We start from the raw sequence: 16,531 nt of genomic DNA, 5'->3' as shown, positions 1-16,531 counted from the left end.
ACGAAAATCGGCCACCCGAGGAGCCGGGGTCCGCCCCGCGGGGTCAGCGGCGCCGTGCGCGACGACGCGGCGGCGGCAGTTCCCCGGCGGCACGCAGGTGATCCGCGTGTGCGGCGAGCGCGTCGACCAGTTCGAGCACGGAGGCGTTCTCGGGCTGGACGTCCACCCGCAATCCGAACTCGGCCGCGGTCTCGGCGGTCCGCGGGCCGATGCACGCGATGAGCGTCCGGGCGTGCGGCTTCCCGGCGATCCCGACGAGGTTGCGAACGGTCGAGGAGCTGGTGAAGCAGACGGCGTCGAACCCGCCGGTCTTGATCATCTCGCGGATCTCCGCGGCCGGCGGTGCGGCGCGAACCGTGCGGTATGCGGTGACGTCCTCGATCTCCCAGCCACGGTTGGTCAGGCCCTCGGCGAGGGTCTCGGTGGCGATGTCGGCGCGCGGCAGGAGGACGCGGTTGACGGGGTCCAGCACGTCGTCGTAGGGCGGGAACACCTCGAGCAGGCCCAGGCTGGACTGCTCGCCGGACGGCAGCAGTTCTGGCTGGATACCGAGCTCGCGGACGCTCGCCGCCGTGCCCTCGCCCACGCAGGCGATCTTGACGCCGGAGAAGGCGCGGGCGTCGAGGCCAAACTCGACGAACTTCTCCCACACGGCGCGGACCGCGTTGGAGGAGGTGAACACGACCCACTGGTAGCGGCCGTCGACGAGTCCCTTGACGGCGCGTTCCATCTGGGCGGGGCTACGGGGCGGCTCCACCGCGATGGTGGGCACCTCGGCGGGCACGGCACCGTGCTCGGCGATCCGGTTGCTCATCTCGGCGGACTGCGCCTTGGTGCGGGGCACCAGGACGTTCCAGCCGAACATGGCGCGCGACTCCCACCACTGGTGACGGTGGCGCTCGCCGGCGGACTTGCCGACGGTCACCACCAGGTCGCCGTCCATGTCGCGACCGACCTCGGCCATGGTGGCCAGGGTGCCGTCGGCCGACTTCTGCGCGCACAGGGAGCCGGAACAGGTCACGGTCACCGGGGTTCCGGCAGCGAGCCCCTGCTCGGCCAGGTTCGACGCGGCCTCGGCGAGGTGGCGGCCGGTGGTGCGCAGGACGATCGGGCCGGGCGAGCCGACGAGGGCGGCCCAGTCGACCTTCCCGCGGCCGTCGGCAAAGACGTAGCCGGAGCCGAGCGCGATACCGGCGAAGGCGGGCACGGCGGTGGCCTCGGCGACACCGGGGACGACCTCGAACGGCACGACAGTGCGGCCGACGGCGGCGATCTCGGTGACGGTGGCGTCGGTGGTCATGGGGTCGCCGGTGACGAGGCGGACTACGTCACGGCCCTTCTTGGCCTCGGCGACGAGCTGCTTGGCCACGGCAGCGGGCTCACCGAGCACCGGGCGGACATCGGCGGCCGTGGGTGCGGGCAGGGCCTTGAGTCGCTTGATCTCGGCCTTGTTCTCGTCGGCGACGGCAGCGTCCATCTCGGCCTGCCGGGCGTCGAGGAGCTCCTGCGGGACGGGCACCTCGGTGGCGACCAGGGCCAGCACCTCGGCGGAGACGTCGGCGTCCGCGAAGACCAGCGGATTGCCGGACAGGACTTCCTGTGCCCGGCAGGTGAGCATCCCCGCGTTACCTGGACCCCCGCCGACAAATCGGACGGTGCCGGGGCGGGTGGTGCGTGCTCGAGTCATTGTTCGTCTCTCCGTGATGTGGGTGCCGCGCGCTGGCTGCGCGCGAGATGGGAGTTCGTGGGGGGCCATTCAGGAATCGGTGACGGTTGGTGGCGCCGTCGTCGACGTCGTGGGTACGAGTGGATCGCCTTGATCGGGGGATTCGGCGGACATCAGGTCACGCGCACCTCGGTCGAGGAGTTCGGCCGCGAGTTTTCGTCCGAGTTCCTCGGCTGCGGCGATCGGCCCGTCCGGGTGTCCACCGGGCACTGTCGTCCCCTCGGTGCGCAGGACGGTGGAGCCGTCGTGTGCTGCCACGACCGCGTGCAGTCTGAGCTCGGCGTCGGCGGCGGGGATGTCCGCGCCGGGGTTGGTGCCGGCGAACGCTGAGCTCGCGGGGCCGGTGCCGGTCAGTTCGGCGCGGGCGCCGACGGGTGCGGTACACCCGGCCTCGAGGTCGGCGAGCAGGCGGCGTTCGGCGGCGATGCGCACCCGGGTCGGGAGGTGGTCGACGACGGCAAGGGCCGCGATCGCCTCCGCGTCGTCCGCTCTGGCCTCGACGGCGAGGGCGCCCTGGGCCGGAGCCGGCAGCATCTCATCGATGTCGAACCGATGGGTGGCGCGGTCGCCGGCCTGGGTGCGGTCGAGTCCGGCCGCGGCCAGGACCACCGCATCGAGGTCGCCGCTGGTGACGTAGCCCATGCGCGTGTCGATGTTGCCGCGCAGCGGGCGAAGCTGCAGGTCGGGCCGCAGGGCGGCGAGCTGGGAACGCCGACGCGGCGCGGAGGTGCCCACGCGGGCGCCCTCGGGCAGCGTCTCCATCGTCAGGCCGTCGCGGGCGATCAGCACATCGGACGGGTCGACGCGGGGCGGCACGGCGATCGGGGCGAACCGGTCGTCGCGGGCGGTGGGCAGGTCCTTGTACGAGTGGACGGCGATGTCGCAGTCGCCGCGCTCGAGGGCGGCCCGGAGTTCGAGGGTGAATACCCCGACGCCGATCCGCTCCACCGGAGCCATCACCACGTCGCCCTTGGTCTGCACGATGACCAGCTCCGCGGGGTGGCCGGCGGCGATGAGCGCATCACGCACATGCCCGGCCTGCGTGGTGGCCAGGGTGCTGCCACGGGTGCCGACCTTGAATGTTCTGCTCATGACGCCTCCTCGTCGACGGTGCTGTCCAGGTCGAACAGTGTCCGTACGACCGCTGCGTAACTCTCGCCATCCGGCTGGGCGGCGAGTTCCTTGAATCGCACCGTGGGCGGGTGCAGAAGTTTGTCCACGACCCGGCGGACTGTGTTGGACACTTCGTCGCGGATCTTCTCGTCCATGCCGGGCAGTCGCGACTCGAGCCGGCGCATCTCCGCGGCCACGACCTGTCCGCCGCGTCCGCGAAGTTGACCGATCAGCGGGCCCACGCCGGCCATGCGTTCGGCCTGTGTGTACGCGGTGAGTTCGGCGTCAACGATGGTGCGGGCGGCGTCGGCGTCGGCGGCCGCGCCGGAGGTGGCGGGATCGAACTGGAGCGCCTCGATGCCCAGCACGGTCACGCCGGGCAGGCCGGCCACGGCGGGGTCCACGTCGCGCGGCATGCCCAGGTCGCAGATGACCAGCGGGCCTCGCTCGCCCCGGCGGGCCAGTGCGGTGTGCACGTCGCCGAGGGTGACGACCGTGCCGACGGCGCCGGTGCACGTGAAGAGGATGTCAGCGCGGGCCACGGCGTCGGCGAGATCATCCAGCGCGAACGCCGCCGCAGGGGTGCCGGAGTCGCGGGCGATCTCGGACAGCCGCGCGGCGCGCTCGGGAGTGCGGTTGGTGACCTCGATGCGGGAGATTCCGCCGCGGCCGAGGTGAGCCACCGCCAGGCCGCCCATCGCGCCGGCGCCCACGACCACGGCGCTGCGGCCGTCGAGGTTGCGGGACGGTGCGGGCCCGGGAGCTGCAGACGGGGCGGGGCTGCTGGGGCCGGCGTCTTTGGTCGACACTGCGGCGGGGCCGGCGGCGTTGAGAATCTCGGCGGCCCGGTCCAGCGCCACGGACACCACGGAGGCGCCGGCGGAGTCGATGCCGGTCTCCGTGTGGACCCGTTTGCCCACGTGCAGGGCCTGCTGGGCGAGGCGGTGCAGCGTGGTTCCGGCCGCCCCGATGTCGGAGGCCGACTGGTAGGCGGTGCGGATCTGCCCGATGATCTGCTGCTCGCCCACGACCATCGAGTCCAGGCCGGAGGCCACGGAGAACAGGTGCTCGGCCGCCGACTCGGAGTAACGCACGTACAGGTGCCGGCTGAGCTCGTCCGCCGAGAGGCCGGAATGCTCGGCCAGCAGCGCCACCACGTCGTCGAGCGCGGGGTGGAAAGCCTTGGCGGCCGAGTAGACCTCCACGCGATTACAGGTGGTGACGATCATCGCCTCGTCGACGTTCTCGCCCTTGATGAGCTCCTCGGTGAGGGCGTCACGATCTGACTCCGAGACGGCCACGGCCTCGAGCAGCGAGACCGGTGCACTGTGATGGGACAGTCCCACGAGGAGAATGCTCACTCCCGACCCCCGGACGAGAGCGCGCATGTGTCCCATGCCATGATGGGTGCTAACTCGTCAACTCGGGTGTATCGGCCGGCTCTTCCACCCGGGACCGCCTGAACGTCAAGGACGTACAGGTGACCGTTGGACACACACGCGGAACGCTGCTCCACAGTCGGTCGTCTCCTGTCGGTGTGCACGGCTGCGTACAGGGCGATTTCCGTACGGAAAACCCCTGCCGGGCCGGCCGTGGCCTTAAGGCTGCGTACGACCCGGATCGCGCTCCACCGTAACCCGCATGGCACCCCGGGACAAAACCGTCGCCGGGCAGGATGCTATATGCGGCGGGCCCTTGGCGGTGCCCGTGAACAGCACGGACCGCCTACCGGGCCACCCGTAGTATCGGCTCGTGCCCCCTCGTCGTAGAAACTCCTCCACGATGTCCGCGGCGACCCGCGCCCGCTACGCCAAGCGACGGCAGCGTCGTCTGTCCCGGGTCGACAACGACCTCACCGACGACCAGTGGCTCCGGATCCTCGACGCGTGGGGCGGCTGCGCCTACTGCCAGGCCACCGCCCCGGCGCTGCAGCGCGACTGCGTCCAGCCCATTTCGCGCGGTGGCCGCTACACCCTGGAGAACGTGGTGCCCGCGTGCGCGTCCTGTAACGCGAGCAAGCACAACAGCGAGGTCACCGGCTGGTTGCGGCGCAAGAAGCTCGACGAAGGCGCGTTCCTCCTGCGCCACGCCACCGTCCTGCGGGCCCTGCGCTCACCGCCTGCTCCGTTCTAGTCCCAACCGGCAAAGGGGTCGGGTCTAGTCCCAACCGGCAAAGGGGTCGGGCTCGGCGAGCGTGGCGGCCATCTCGTCGTCGTCGACCTCCCAACACGAATGCTCCGCACCGTCCACCAGGACGACAGGTAGGCGGTCGCCGTATTCCAGGGCGAGTTCGCGGTCGGCGGCGCGGTCGACGTCCGTCGTGTCCAGGCGTGCGCCCGCGGCGTCGCAGAGGGGCACCAACTGGTCGTAGACGCGGACGCAGCTTCCGCAGCCCTCGCGGGTCAACAGGGTCACCGTGTGCAGCATGCCCCGATGATGCCCGAGCCCCGCGACCATCCGGGCGGGCGGGAGGTTGTGCAGTCGTGCGCTGGTGCCGCAACCGCGTCGTGTGTCAGAGGGCTGACCTAGGATGGGCATCCAGCGCCCTGAGGAGGTCCCGCCCGGTGAACGACCACAACGACGCCGCCGACGACACCACCCCCACCGACCCCGCCGACTCCCGCCGCGGCCGGCGACTTCTCGGCCGGGCGGACATCATCACCGCGTTCGGTCGGCTGGTGTGGCGTCGTCGTGACGCGCGGGTGCAGCGCATGGCCGGTGAGGCCTCGGCCGAGCACGCGATCAAGCTCGACTCCGGCGCGGAGCCCGAGTCGCCGCTGGCCGACGCCGCCCCCGAGCCGGAGGTCCCCGAGCCCGAGGAACATCCCGCGGAGCCAAAAGTTGCGGATCCGAAGGTCGCGGCGTTCTTCGACGTAGACAACACCCTCATCCAGGGCGCGTCCATCATTCTGCTCGCGCGCGGACTGGCCAAACACAAGTTCTTCAACGCCAGGGATCTCGCGGGTCTGGCGTGGTCGCAGGCCAAATTCCGGATCTCCGGGCAGGAGAACGCCGACGACGTGGCCGCCGGTCGCGAGAAGGCACTCAGCTTCGTCGAGGGTCGCACCGTCGCCGAGCTCGTCGCGCTTAGCGAGGAGGTCGTGGACACCTCCATGCTTGACCGCGTCTGGCCGGGCACCCGGTCTCTCGTGCAGATGCACCTGGATGCCGGGGAGCAGGTCTGGCTGGTCACGGCCACGCCTGTGATGCTGGCGCGGGTCATCGCGACGCGACTCGGACTGTCCGGAGCTCTCGGGACCGTCGCTGAGGAAAAGGACGGCGTCTACACGGGCCGCCTCGTGGGCGACATCCTGCACGGGCCCGGCAAGGCGCACGCCATCAGCCGGCTGGCAGAGGCGGAGGGCTTTGACCTATCCCGCTGCTACGCCTACTCGGACAGCTTCAACGACATGCCCATGCTGACGCTGGTCGGCCACCCGGTGGCCATCAACCCGGATTCGAAGCTGCGTAAGTACGCCTCGGAGAACGGGTGGGGCATCAAGGATTTCCGAACCGTCCGCAAGGCCGCTAAAAAGGCCGTGCCGGGCGTCATCGCGGTGGGCGGACTGGCAGGCGCGCGTGCGGCTGCCAAGTCGCCCTACGGTGTGCGGACGATCGGCTCATTGCGCCGCATGTTCTGACCGCCGCGCTGCTCGCCCCGCGCTGCTCGCCCCGCGCTGCTCGCCCCGCCACGCCACGCCGCGAAGAGGATTTCGCCTGCATCGCCCGAGTGGGTTTGCACGATTTCCTCTTGGCGGCGACGCAGCCGGCGCAGCCGACGCAGCCGGCGCCGGAATCAGCCGAAGAAGACGCTGCCGCGACGCGCGAGGTTCCGGAACAGCGTGTTCTGGATGGTCTCGCGTACCTGGTCGGTGATCTCAAAGACCACCATGGGGTCCTCGGCGGCCTCGGGTCCGAGATGTGAGGTCTCGATGGGCTCGCCGAACTCCATCGTCCACTTTGTGGGCAGCGGCACCCCGCCGAACCCGCCGAGCAGCGGGAAGGTGGGCGTGATGGGCATGTACGGCACCCCCAGCAGACGTGCGAGCGCCGGGATCTCGCCGATCTTCGGGTAGATCTCCTCTGAGCCGACGACCGAACACGGGATGATCGGGGCGCCCGCCGCGAGGGCGGTGGCCACGAACCCGCCGCGGCCGAAGCGCTGCAGGCGGTAACGGTCGGCGAACGGCTTTCCGAGCCCCTTGAAACCCTCGGGCCACACCGCTACCACCTGACCGCTTTCGAGGAGCCGTTCGGCATCGGCGTTGCAGGCCAGGGTCGCCCCGGCCCGGCGAGCCAACGGTGCCGAGATTGGCAGGGTCATGGCGAGATCGGCGGCGAGGAGGCGTAGGGCACGGCCGGCGTGGTCGTGAACGGCGACGGTGGTCATGAGTCCGTCGATCGGCAGGACGCCCGCATGGTTGGACACGATCAGTCCGGCACCCTCGGCGGGGATGTTCTCGGCGCCGATCACCTCAACGCGGAACCAGTGCTCGAACAGCGGTCGCCACAGGGGCAGCCACACGTTGGTGTGGAAGTGCTCGTCGAAGCCGAACTCGTCGACCTCATAGCCGCCGGTGATACGGGTGGCCAGCATCTCGCCGGCGGCGCTGATGGTGTCCGCCAGACCGGTGAGTGCGGAGACGTCGCCGGTCGCGAGCATCACGTCCACACCGCGGGCCAGATCGCGGACGGGTGCGAGGGTTTCGGCGTCGACGGGCAGTGCATCCACGACCTGGCCGATCGAGGAGCGCATGGAGGTCAGGAAGCGGTCGACGATCCGGCCTATCTCCGTGGCTGCGGCGTCGCTGCCGGTGGTGGCTCCGGAGAAGCCCTCGCCCACCGCGCGGTCGCTGCGGGCGTCGCGGCGCCCCTCGCCCCAGCGGGGCCCGCCGAGGGGTTGGCTCAGGTCGAACTCGGGGCCCTTCACGGCGCCTCCTCCTTGGTCTGGGCGGCCGCGGCGCGGACCTGTGCCGAGCCGGCGCGGACCTGTGCTGCACCGGTGCGGGCTTGTGCCGAGCCGGCGCGGGGCTGCACGGGTATGCCACCGGGCTGGTCGGGCAGTGCCCCGATGGCCGCCAGCTCGTCGAGCGTGGTGTCCACGCCGGCGCGCAGCTTGTCGGCCAGGCCGGCGGGCAGGATGCGGGCCACCTTGCCGGCGGACCGCTCGAGCGAGGCGCGCGTGACCAGGGGCTCGGCGCCTGAGTCGACGAGGTAGGCCTGCAGTGCCTCTTCGGTGGTGTACCTGGGCTCGAACCCGAACTCGGTGCGCATGCGTGTGGTGTCCACGGCGCGACCAAAGCGGAGGTACCGCAACTGCGACGGCCCGATATCGCGCAGCCCCTGCGAGGACAGCAGCCGCGCCGCGATCTTGAACGTGGCGGGCATGACGGGCAGCGGGATGTGACCGGCCCTGCGGATGGCCTGCGAGAGCGTCATCACGCCGTCGGCGGCGATGTTGTAGGTGCCCGGTGGGGCGCCGACGGTGGCGCGCAAGAGGGCGTCGAGCGCGTCCTGCGGGTGCAGCAGCTGGATGCGCGGGTCGTAGCCGGCCAGGACGGGCGCGATCGACGGCAACAGCAGTTCGCCCACCACCGTGGGCTCGGGGAGCCCCAGGACGGCGGGGATCCGCAGGATGGACACGTCGATGTCCGGTCGCTTGCGGGACATTCCCCGGACGTAGCCCTCCACGGACAGGTGATCGAGCGGGATGCCGCCACTGGGCTGGCGCCGGGCGGCCATGTCCTCGGTGAACATCGCGGGGTCCACACCGGAGGAGCCGTACACGGTGGACGAGGAGATCAGCACGAATCGCTTGACGGTCGCCGCGCGACCGCAGGCCGCGATCACGTGCATCGAGCCCATGATGTTCGCCTCCTTGACGGCGTCACGGCCGCCCGGGGCGAAGTCGGTATGGTGCAGGCCCGCGTGGACCACGGTGTCGATCCCGGCCTCACGCAGGATGCCCTGCAGTCGCGGGGACTGCGGGTCCAGACGCACGAACTCGGCGTCCCGCATGCGTCGGCGGTGCTGGGGCGAGGGCTTGATCGAATCGATGGCCAGTACGCGCTCCACGGAGCCGGTGCGGAGCAGCTTGCCCACCAGGTGTGCCCCGAGGTAGCGGCTACCGCCCACGACGGCCACGGCGCGCGCCGGGCTATGGGGGGGAGCTTGGGTGTTCACCGGACCGAGTCTAGCCGTGGACCCCCCGGCTCATGTGCGTGGTCCTCACAGCCGATGGGCCGAAATACACCGATGCCCGCCACCTCGATGGTGACGGGCATCCGCTACAGGCGTGAGTCCGGGCGCGGTTTGAGCGCCCAATGACTCACTTACCGAGTTTACGACGCTGCACGCGGGTCCGGCGAAGCATCTTGCGGTGCTTCTTCTTGGACATACGCTTGCGGCGCTTCTTGATCACAGAACCCATATCGGGTGTCACCTACCTGTCGACTACTGGTCGTGGGCCTTACTGCGCTCCGGCTACAAAACGGGCTCTTCAAGCCGGTACGGAACCATTCCAGACTACCCGCAGGTAGTGCCGCGACGGAAAACGGGCCGGGAGCCGTCCCTTTGACGGGGCGGAACCGCGTGGCTGGTCAGCCAGCGGAGAAGTACGAGGTGTCCAGGTACTCGTGGACAGCCTTGGAGTGCACACGGAACGACCGACCCACGCGAACCGCGGGCAACTCGCCTGAGTGGACGAGCCTGTAAACCGTCATCTTGGACACGCGCATCAGCGCGGCGACCTCGGCAACGGTCAGGAATTGGGAACCCCCCGCCGCCTGCGAGCCGCCTTCAGTCTTGTCGGTAGTCGCCATTGTCACAACCCTTCGTGGCACGCGTCGTGCCGCAGGCTTCCCCTCCTGCGGTACGGACACGCACGTGCTGGGTATGAGCCTAGCGTGAAGGGTGTGATCAATGCGACGGGAGTGGGCGAATTGCTTCTAAGACACGCCGCCCCTCCCCTGCCTCACCGCCCCTGAGCTGGCCTTGTGTTAAAAGGAGCGGCCCGCCGGGTGGCTTTTCTCTCACCCGGCGGGCCTTATCAGGGCGACTGTCCACGTCGCCTGTTCCGCCCCACCGATGCTTCGCGGGGCGTTGTGTGCGGTCAGTCGTCCTCGTCGTCGTCGGCTGTGGCGGCCACCGCGAGTTCCAGCGACCGAGACGCGGCCGCATCCACGGCATCCGCGACCGCCGCACGCAGACCGCCGGCCTCGAGTCTGCGGATCGCCGCCGCGGTGGTGCCGCCGGGCGAACTGACGTTGTACCGCAACTCAGCGGGCCCCTCGCCGCCGCCGGTGAGCATCGCGCCCGCACCCAGCGCCGTGCCCGTCGCGAGCGTCACCGCCACGTCGCGCGGCAGTCCGTGCTCCACGCCCGCGTCGATCATCGCCTCCGTGAGGAGGAAGAAGTAGGCGGGTCCGGAGCCGGAGACCGCGGTCACCGCGTCCATCTGGGGCTCTGTGACGACGACGACGGCGCCCACACTCTTCATGATCGTCACGACCTGCTGAAGGTGCTCGTCGCGCGCGAAGCGGCCCTTGCAGACCGCCGAGACGCCCTGCCCCACCAACATGGCGGTGTTGGGCATCACGCGCACGACGGGCGAGCCGGCGGAGAGCTTGTTCTCCAGCACCTGCGTGGGCACCCCCGCGGCGAGTGAGACCACGATCGATTCGTTGACGCTGTCCGAGACGGCGTCACCGATCCGTCCCACCACGGCAGGCACGTCCTTCGGCTTGACGGCCACCACGATCACGTCCGCGCCCTCACAGCCGATGTCGAGACTGGTGGCCAGGATGGAGTACTTCCGGGCCAACTGGTTCGCGCGGGCCTCCACGGCGTCGACCACCACGATGTTCGACGGCTCGGTCCCGGCCTCACGCAGGCCCGCGATGAGGGCCTCTCCGATGCGTCCGCCACCGACAACTGCGATTCTCGTCATGCCCATTACAGTGCCACACGGGCATCAGCCAGCCTCCGGCTCGGGCGGGCCCCGGGTCCCGAAATCAGCTCCGCCCGCATCTGGTGCAGATGCGGGCGGAGGCGTGTTCGGGCCAGGTGCGGCCGGGCTAGGTGATCGCCATCAGCAGGAGTGGCCCGCAGGTCACGCCCAGGCCTACGATCACCGCCAGAGCGATGCTGACCGTGTCGTTGGACCTGCGCAGCACGCGGACCATGGCCACCAGGCCCACGATCACCACAACGGCCAGCGCGAACGCCACCCAGCGCAGGTCACGCCAGAGCAACTGGAAGCCGATGAACAGTGCCGCGCCGGCGACCGCCGAGGCGAGCACCTGCGCGATGAGGATCAGCCACTGCGACGCCGGCGAACGCTCGGTGTCGGGATAGCCGGAGTCGGCATCGGCGGGATCGGTGTCTGCGTAAGCGGTGTCGGTGTCGGTGTCGGTGTGGTCCGAGCCGAGTGGTCCGGAGGTCGGCTCGTCATCTCGCGCCACCGCACCCACGGCGGCAGCGGTCATGCCCGCGATACCGGCCCCACCGGCAGCGGCAGCCTTGGTCGCGGTGCCCACGCCCCCACCCTGATCGGCCGGCGAACCGGTCTCGTCGGCATCCTCGGCGGACGCCTCGGGCGCGCGGTGGGCGGTCGAGCCACTACCCGATGGCACACCCCACGCCGGCGCATCCGTGGACGCGGCCGCCGCGGCAGCACCGGTGGGCTTGGCTGTGCTGGGCTTCGCGGCCTCAGCCTTGTCGACGGGCGGCGTCGTGCTGGGCTTGGCCGAGTCGGCCTTCGCGGCGTCAGTCTTGGCCGCCGCAGCCTTTGTGACAGGCGGGGTCGCGGTGGTCGACGCGGGCTTGGCCGGCGTCGTGCCCTCCCCCGCAGTCTCGGGCCTGACCGGGGGTGTCGAAGTATCCGTCTGTGCGGCCGACGCCGTGGGGGCGGCAGTCGACGACGCAGCAGCCGCCGCGGCACCGGCTGGAGTCGGACGGTGCGCAGGGACCTCGTACGGCGAGCGCTCCTGAGCCTTGGGCTTGCGGCCGAACAGCCCTCGCAGGCCGCCCTTCTTGCCCTGCGCAGGTGCGTCATGGGAGTCGGTGGCCGGCGGCGTCGGGTACGAACCCGGGGCCGGCGCGGCCGGAGCAGCGCTAGTCGGAGTGGCTGAGGTCGACGTCGGCGTTGTCGGAACCGGCGGTGTCGGAACCGGCGAGGTCGGCCGCGTCGGCGTGGCAGCAGTCGGCGCCTGCTGGGCAGCCGAGGTCGCGGGCTTCTGCCCGGCCACCGCCCCACCGGCAGCCGCAGCGCCAGCAGCTCCGGAGGCCGCAGACGCTCCCGGCTTGCCGCCCGGCCCGGACTGCTCCGCCGCAGCAGGAGACTGCGGGGCCTTGCCGGAGGACGGGCTCGTCGTCGTCGTCGGACCGGTCTTCGTGCCCGACCCGCCCTCAGTCTCGCCCCCTGCGGCGGCCTCCTCGGCCTCACGCGCGCGGCGACGCTCAGCACGACTGCTGAGCACCGTCTCGTCAGTGATCCGGGGGATCTCCCCCGTCAGCTCGGTGACGCTCAGACCACCCTCGTCAGCCCTGCGGCGTCTACGCCCCTCAGGCGCGGCCGACTGCTGATCCGCGCCCATGCGCTTGAGCAGCTCCGCCACGGTGATCTGCTGACCGTCAGAATCCTCAGCCATCGTCAGCTCCCCTTCCCGTCGCCGCCCACGTCCCGGTCGAGACGCTGCAGGATGAGCCCCTCTCGCAGGGCCCACGGACAGATTTTCACACTTTCCAAACCGAGTGCACGCATGGACGCCTCCGCAACCAACGCTCCCGCCACCACCTGATGCGATCGATCAGAGCTGATGCCCTCCAACTCTGCCCTGTCCGCGGCCGTCATGCGGGAGATAAACGCGATCACCTGCCGCAAACCCGACGCCGTGAGCACCCGTTCCACACGAGGCCCCTCCGACGACGGCGCAGCTCCGGTCAATCGTGCCAGCGTACGGAAGGTTTTGGAGGTCGCACACGCGAGATCGGGTTCACCCGCCGCGCGCAGTTCCCTGGCGGGCCCCTCGAGCTCGGCGTCGATGAAATCGCGCAACTGGTTGAGCCGTTTGCGCTCCGGCGGGTCCGTCTTGAACCAGTCGTAAGTCAGACGCCCCGCGCCCAGCGGCAGGCTGAACGCTTGCTCGGGCAGTTCGTCCTCACCACTGGTCATCTCGAGCGACCCTCCACCGATGTCGAGGTTGATGATCCGTCCGGCGCTCCAGCCGTACCACCGGCGAGCAGCCAGGAAGGTCATCCGCGCCTCGTCCTCGCCCGAGAGGACCCGCAGTTCGAGGCCGGTCTCCTTGCGAACCTTCTCCAGCACTTCCTCGGAGTTGGCGGCATCGCGCACGGCCGACGTGGCCAGCGCCATCACCTCGCCACACTTGGTGGCCTTGGCCAGATCGACCGCCTCATTGACCGCGTCCACCAGTCGGGAGATGCCGGATTTGGTGATCTTGTTGTCGTCGTCCAGATACTCGATCAGCCGCAGACGGGTCTTGGAATCGTTCATGGGCGTCGGATGGCCACCCCGGTGGGCGTCGACCACCACGAAGTGGACCGTGTTACTTCCCACGTCCAGGACACCTAATCTCACACGACCACCCTAAACGGTCTACGGTCGCAGGTTGTGACCGCCACCGAACCCCCCACCACCCCGGGTACCCCTCTGCCCGAGGTCCCCATGGACTTCCCGCGCGAGTGGTACACGTTCCCTGACCCCGACAATGACGAACACCTGGTCTCCGTCGACATGACCTGGCTGCTGTCCTCGTGGACCTGCGTGTTCGGAACGCCGGCGTGTCACGGCATCGACAGTTCCCAACCCGACTCGGGCTGTTGCACCCACGGCGCGTTTCTCAGCGACGACGAGGACCGCGACCGGCTCAAAGTGAACGTCTCGCGCCTCGAGCCCGGTGAATGGCAACACCGCGACGCCGCCTTCGCCGCCGCCGAGAACTCCGACACCGAAGCATGGCTCGAGATGGATGAACTGACCGGGGACGACGGCGAGATGGAGCCTGCGCTACGAACTCGGAAGCACAACGGGCGCTGTGTCTTCTTCAACGATCCCGGCTGGCCGGCCGGATCGGGCTGCGCCCTCCACCACATGGCGGGGCGGACCGGGCGGAGTCTGCCGGAGTCGAAGCCGGACGTGTGCTGGCAGCTGCCACTCCGGGTGACGCACGAGTGGGAGGACCGGCCCGACGAGGTCCAGATCCTGCACACCCGTGTCGGCGAATACGACCGCCGCGGCTGGGGCCCGGGCGGGCTGGACCTGGACTGGTACTGCACCGGATCGCCCGAGTCCCACGTCGGCACCGAGCCCGTCTATCTGTCGCTGCGTGATGAGCTGGTCGAACTCCTCGGCGCCCGGTGCTACGAAGTGCTGGCGGCGGCGTGTGGCCGGCGACGTCAACTGGGGATCGTGGCCGTTCACCCGGCAACCGAACGCGCCTGCGGCTGAGCCACAGTCACGTCCTAGCCACAGGCGCGTCCGTCCATGAACTCCCGCCACCGCCGCCTCCGAGCCACAGTCACGTCCTAGCCACAGGCGCGTCCGTCCATGAACTCCCGCCACCGCCGCCGCGGGTGCCGGAGTGCATCGCGGGTAGCGGCTGCGTTTTAGGTGTACAGGCGCGGGAGCAGATGCCTGGGTGGGGTGGGGTGGGGCGGGGGGCGGGTCAGGCCTCGAACTTGTAGCCCAGCCCGCGGACCGTCACCAGGTTCACCGGCTTGCCCGGATCCTGCTCGATCTTGGAGCGCAGTCGCTTGACGTGCACATCGAGCGTCTTGGTGTCGCCCACGTAGTCCGAGCCCCACACGCGGTCGATGAGCTGCCCCCGCGTGAGCACCCGGCCCGAGTTGCGCAGCAGGTACTCGAGAAGCTCAAACTCTTTGAGTGGCAGCGTCACCAGCGCACCGCGGACCGTGACCGTGTGCCGTTCGATGTCCATGCGGACAGGGCCGGACTCCAGGACGCCGACCTCATCGGCTTGGTCCGACTCCATCTCGGCCCCACGCCGAAGAACCGCGCGGATGCGGGCGATGAGTTCGCGGGCCGAGTAGGGCTTGGTCACGTAGTCGTCGGCGCCGAGTTCCAACCCCACGACCTTGTCGATCTCACTGTCGCGCGCGGTCACCATGATCACCGGAACACTGGAGGTCAGGCGCAGGCGACGGCACACATCGGTGCCTGACATGCCCGGAAGCATGAGGTCCAGCAGGACGATGTCCGCGCCCTCGGCCTCAAAGCGCTCCAGTGCAGCCGGGCCGTCGCCGGCTACGGTTACTTCAAAGCCCTCTTTGCGGAGGAGGAACGCGAGCGGATCCGCCAACGAGTCCTCGTCCTCCACGATCAGCACCCTGGTCACGGCACCTGGTCCTCTCCTTGTTTGACGTGCTCGGCGGCGGCTTCCCCGCCATCGTCACCCGGCTCGAGATGCGCCGGTAGTTCGAGTGTGAAAGTGGATCCCGTGCCGGGTCGGCTCCAGATGCTGACGGCGCCGTTGTGGTTCTGGGCGACGTGCTTGACGATCGCCAAACCAAGTCCGGTCCCGCCCGTCGCCCGCGACCGGGCCTTGTCCACGCGGAAGAACCGCTCGAAAACCCGGGCCTGGTGTTCAGGGGCGATGCCGATGCCGCGGTCGGTGACCCGCAGCATGATCGAGTCGCCGACGCGAGCCCTGGTTACGGAGACGGGCGTTCGCTCATGCGAGTAGTTGACGGCATTGGAGATGAGATTGGTCATGGCCGTGACGAGAAGCGTCCAGTCGCCCTCGACCTCCAGCCCGGACGGCGAGTCGGTGATCAGTTCGATCCCGGCCGCCTCAGCCGCCGCCGACGACCGGCGCACCGCCTCATCCACGACGTCGTCAACGTCCACCGGCTCCGGGTCGCGGATCCGCTCGGCCCCTTGCAGCCGCGAGAGCGCGATGAGTTCGGAGACCATTTTCCCCAGACGCTGGGCCTCGCTCACCACCCGGCCGCCGAAGTACTCCACCGATTCCGGGTCGTCCTTCGCCTCCAACATCGCCTCCGCCAGCACCGCCATGGCCCCCACCGGCGTCTTGAGCTCGTGCGAGACGTTGGCCACGAAGTCCCGGCGAGCCGCCTCCATCCGGCGTTGCTCGGAGTCGTCGTCGGCAAACACCACCACAAACTGCTCACCGTGGCCGTTGAGGATCTCGCTGCGCCCGCTCACCGACGGGATACGACGACGACCCGCCGCCGCCTTTGCGGGCAGGTCGAACGGCGAGGGCTGCCCCGTCGTGAACGTGGCGTGCGCGGCGAGCCACACCGGCTCCACCAGGAGGCGCCCGTCGACGATCGCCAGCTCACCGGCGCGACGGTTGTAGAGAACGACGTCCTGGTGCCGATCCACCACCGCCAGCGCATACGGAGCCTGCTGATACACCGACCTCAGCACTTCGAGACGGCTCGGTCCAGCCTGCTCTGCGCGGCGCCGATCAGCACGTCGGTTGAGCAGCGGAACAACGAAACCGCCCACGATGAAGCCGATGACCCCGGCAACGATCGCGAGGAAGATCCCCAGACTGACCTGCACGTCCCCGATACTACGGTGCGCACACCCGACCACCGAAACCGCGAACCCCTGTCCACTCGCGAAAAATCCGCAGGTGGGCAGGGGTTCATGGGCCGTTCACCGGCCCTTCGTCTCACAACTCG

Annotated in this window: 16 protein-coding genes; 3 read left to right on the top strand and 13 right to left on the bottom strand. The window is 69.8% G+C overall.

The features are described 5' to 3' along the window. Positions 1–43: 43 nt before the first annotated feature. The 3 genes from ON04_RS07275 to ON04_RS07265 all read right to left on the bottom strand — a co-directional run bounded on the left by ON04_RS07275 (position 44) and on the right by ON04_RS07265 (position 4,200). The gene (locus ON04_RS07275; protein WP_010540942.1) at positions 44–1,687 is read right to left on the bottom strand and encodes a bifunctional uroporphyrinogen-III C-methyltransferase/uroporphyrinogen-III synthase; all 1,644 of its coding nucleotides are present in this window, start codon (positions 1,685–1,687) and stop codon (positions 44–46) included. 69 nt (positions 1,688–1,756) lie between these two features. Beyond that, complete coding sequence (gene hemC / locus ON04_RS07270) at positions 1,757–2,818, bottom strand: hydroxymethylbilane synthase (RefSeq protein ID WP_010540941.1); 1,062 nt, start codon at positions 2,816–2,818, stop codon at positions 1,757–1,759. Further along, positions 2,815–4,200, bottom strand: a complete 1,386-nt coding sequence (locus tag ON04_RS07265; protein WP_033444156.1) for a glutamyl-tRNA reductase — start codon at positions 4,198–4,200, stop codon at positions 2,815–2,817. The genes hemC and ON04_RS07265 overlap by 4 nt, the downstream gene beginning before the upstream one ends. Before the next feature lie 421 nt (positions 4,201–4,621). Here ON04_RS07265 and ON04_RS07260 point away from each other — a divergent pair, with 421 nt between their 5' ends. Then, positions 4,622–4,972 carry an HNH endonuclease gene (locus ON04_RS07260; RefSeq protein ID WP_010540939.1) on the top strand — a complete coding sequence of 117 codons (351 nt, stop codon included), beginning with the start codon at positions 4,622–4,624 and terminating at the stop codon, positions 4,970–4,972. A 24-nt stretch (positions 4,973–4,996) separates the two neighbouring features. Here ON04_RS07260 and ON04_RS07255 read toward each other — a convergent pair whose 3' ends face one another. Next, positions 4,997–5,266, bottom strand: coding sequence for a glutaredoxin family protein (locus ON04_RS07255; protein ID WP_029457980.1), 270 nt, complete (start codon positions 5,264–5,266; stop codon positions 4,997–4,999). Between the two features lie 137 nt (positions 5,267–5,403). On the opposite strand from ON04_RS07255, the gene ON04_RS07250 reads away from it, so the two are divergent. After that, on the top strand, positions 5,404–6,480 hold the full coding sequence (locus tag ON04_RS07250) for an HAD family hydrolase (protein WP_010540937.1): 1,077 nt from the start codon (positions 5,404–5,406) through the stop codon (positions 6,478–6,480). A 155-nt stretch (positions 6,481–6,635) separates the two neighbouring features. On the opposite strand, the gene ON04_RS07245 is transcribed toward ON04_RS07250, so the two are convergent. The 7 genes from ON04_RS07245 to ON04_RS07220 form a co-directional block, all read right to left on the bottom strand. Further along, complete coding sequence (locus ON04_RS07245; protein ID WP_010540936.1) at positions 6,636–7,769, bottom strand: lysophospholipid acyltransferase family protein; 1,134 nt, start codon at positions 7,767–7,769, stop codon at positions 6,636–6,638. Next, complete coding sequence (locus tag ON04_RS07240; RefSeq protein ID WP_238529257.1) at positions 7,766–9,022, bottom strand: NAD-dependent epimerase/dehydratase family protein; 1,257 nt, start codon at positions 9,020–9,022, stop codon at positions 7,766–7,768. The genes ON04_RS07245 and ON04_RS07240 overlap by 4 nt, the downstream gene beginning before the upstream one ends. 145 nt (positions 9,023–9,167) lie before the next feature. Beyond that, complete coding sequence (locus ON04_RS16160; RefSeq protein WP_003855542.1) at positions 9,168–9,269, bottom strand: 30S ribosomal protein bS22; 102 nt, start codon at positions 9,267–9,269, stop codon at positions 9,168–9,170. Positions 9,270–9,438: 169 nt separating this feature from the next. Further along, entirely contained in the window at positions 9,439–9,660 is a 222-nt protein-coding gene (locus ON04_RS07235) for a helix-turn-helix domain-containing protein (protein ID WP_010540934.1), read from the bottom strand. A 290-nt stretch (positions 9,661–9,950) separates the two neighbouring features. Next, on the bottom strand, positions 9,951–10,787 hold the full coding sequence (proC, locus tag ON04_RS07230) for a pyrroline-5-carboxylate reductase (protein WP_029457978.1): 837 nt from the start codon (positions 10,785–10,787) through the stop codon (positions 9,951–9,953). Between the two features lie 127 nt (positions 10,788–10,914). Then, positions 10,915–12,489: a hypothetical protein gene (locus ON04_RS17200; RefSeq protein WP_010540932.1), complete on the bottom strand. Its 1,575-nt coding sequence runs from the start codon at positions 12,487–12,489 to the stop codon at positions 10,915–10,917. Positions 12,490–12,491: 2 nt separating this feature from the next. After that, on the bottom strand, positions 12,492–13,439 hold the full coding sequence (locus tag ON04_RS07220) for a Ppx/GppA family phosphatase (protein WP_193350598.1): 948 nt from the start codon (positions 13,437–13,439) through the stop codon (positions 12,492–12,494). 33 nt (positions 13,440–13,472) lie between these two features. Between ON04_RS07220 and ON04_RS07215 the strand changes: the two genes are divergently transcribed. Next, positions 13,473–14,309, top strand: a complete 837-nt coding sequence (locus ON04_RS07215; RefSeq protein ID WP_010540930.1) for a DUF3109 family protein — start codon at positions 13,473–13,475, stop codon at positions 14,307–14,309. Between the two features lie 217 nt (positions 14,310–14,526). Here the strand turns inward: ON04_RS07215 and ON04_RS07210 are convergent, their stop codons facing one another. Next, positions 14,527–15,216 carry a response regulator transcription factor gene (locus tag ON04_RS07210; protein WP_010540929.1) on the bottom strand — a complete coding sequence of 230 codons (690 nt, stop codon included), beginning with the start codon at positions 15,214–15,216 and terminating at the stop codon, positions 14,527–14,529. Beyond that, positions 15,213–16,409, bottom strand: a complete 1,197-nt coding sequence (locus ON04_RS07205) for a sensor histidine kinase (protein ID WP_010540928.1) — start codon at positions 16,407–16,409, stop codon at positions 15,213–15,215. Before ON04_RS07205 ends, ON04_RS07210 begins: the two co-directional genes overlap by 4 nt. Positions 16,410–16,531: the final 122 nt, after the last annotated feature.

The organism is Dietzia alimentaria 72 (assembly GCF_000226215.1).
Taxonomy (GTDB): Bacteria; Actinomycetota; Actinomycetes; order Mycobacteriales; family Mycobacteriaceae; genus Dietzia; species Dietzia alimentaria.
The sequence above is the reverse complement of the archived record's forward strand: the minus strand, read 5'-3'. Positions and strand labels throughout refer to the sequence as shown.

Excerpts from the sequence above, each read along its gene's own strand:
- ON04_RS07275 (WP_010540942.1), bottom strand. The coding sequence starts at position 1,687 with ATGACTCGAGCACGCACCACCCGCCCCGGCACCGTCCGATTTGTCGGC.
- ON04_RS07235 (WP_010540934.1), bottom strand. The coding sequence starts at position 9,660 with ATGGCGACTACCGACAAGACTGAAGGCGGCTCGCAGGCGGCGGGGGGT.
- ON04_RS07260 (WP_010540939.1), top strand. The coding sequence starts at position 4,622 with ATGTCCGCGGCGACCCGCGCCCGCTACGCCAAGCGACGGCAGCGTCGT.
- ON04_RS17200 (WP_010540932.1), bottom strand. The coding sequence starts at position 12,489 with ATGGCTGAGGATTCTGACGGTCAGCAGATCACCGTGGCGGAGCTGCTC.
- proC (WP_029457978.1), bottom strand. The coding sequence starts at position 10,787 with ATGACGAGAATCGCAGTTGTCGGTGGCGGACGCATCGGAGAGGCCCTC.
- ON04_RS07255 (WP_029457980.1), bottom strand. The coding sequence starts at position 5,266 with ATGCTGCACACGGTGACCCTGTTGACCCGCGAGGGCTGCGGAAGCTGC.
- ON04_RS16160 (WP_003855542.1), bottom strand. The coding sequence starts at position 9,269 with ATGGGTTCTGTGATCAAGAAGCGCCGCAAGCGTATGTCCAAGAAGAAG.
- hemC (WP_010540941.1), bottom strand. The coding sequence starts at position 2,818 with ATGAGCAGAACATTCAAGGTCGGCACCCGTGGCAGCACCCTGGCCACC.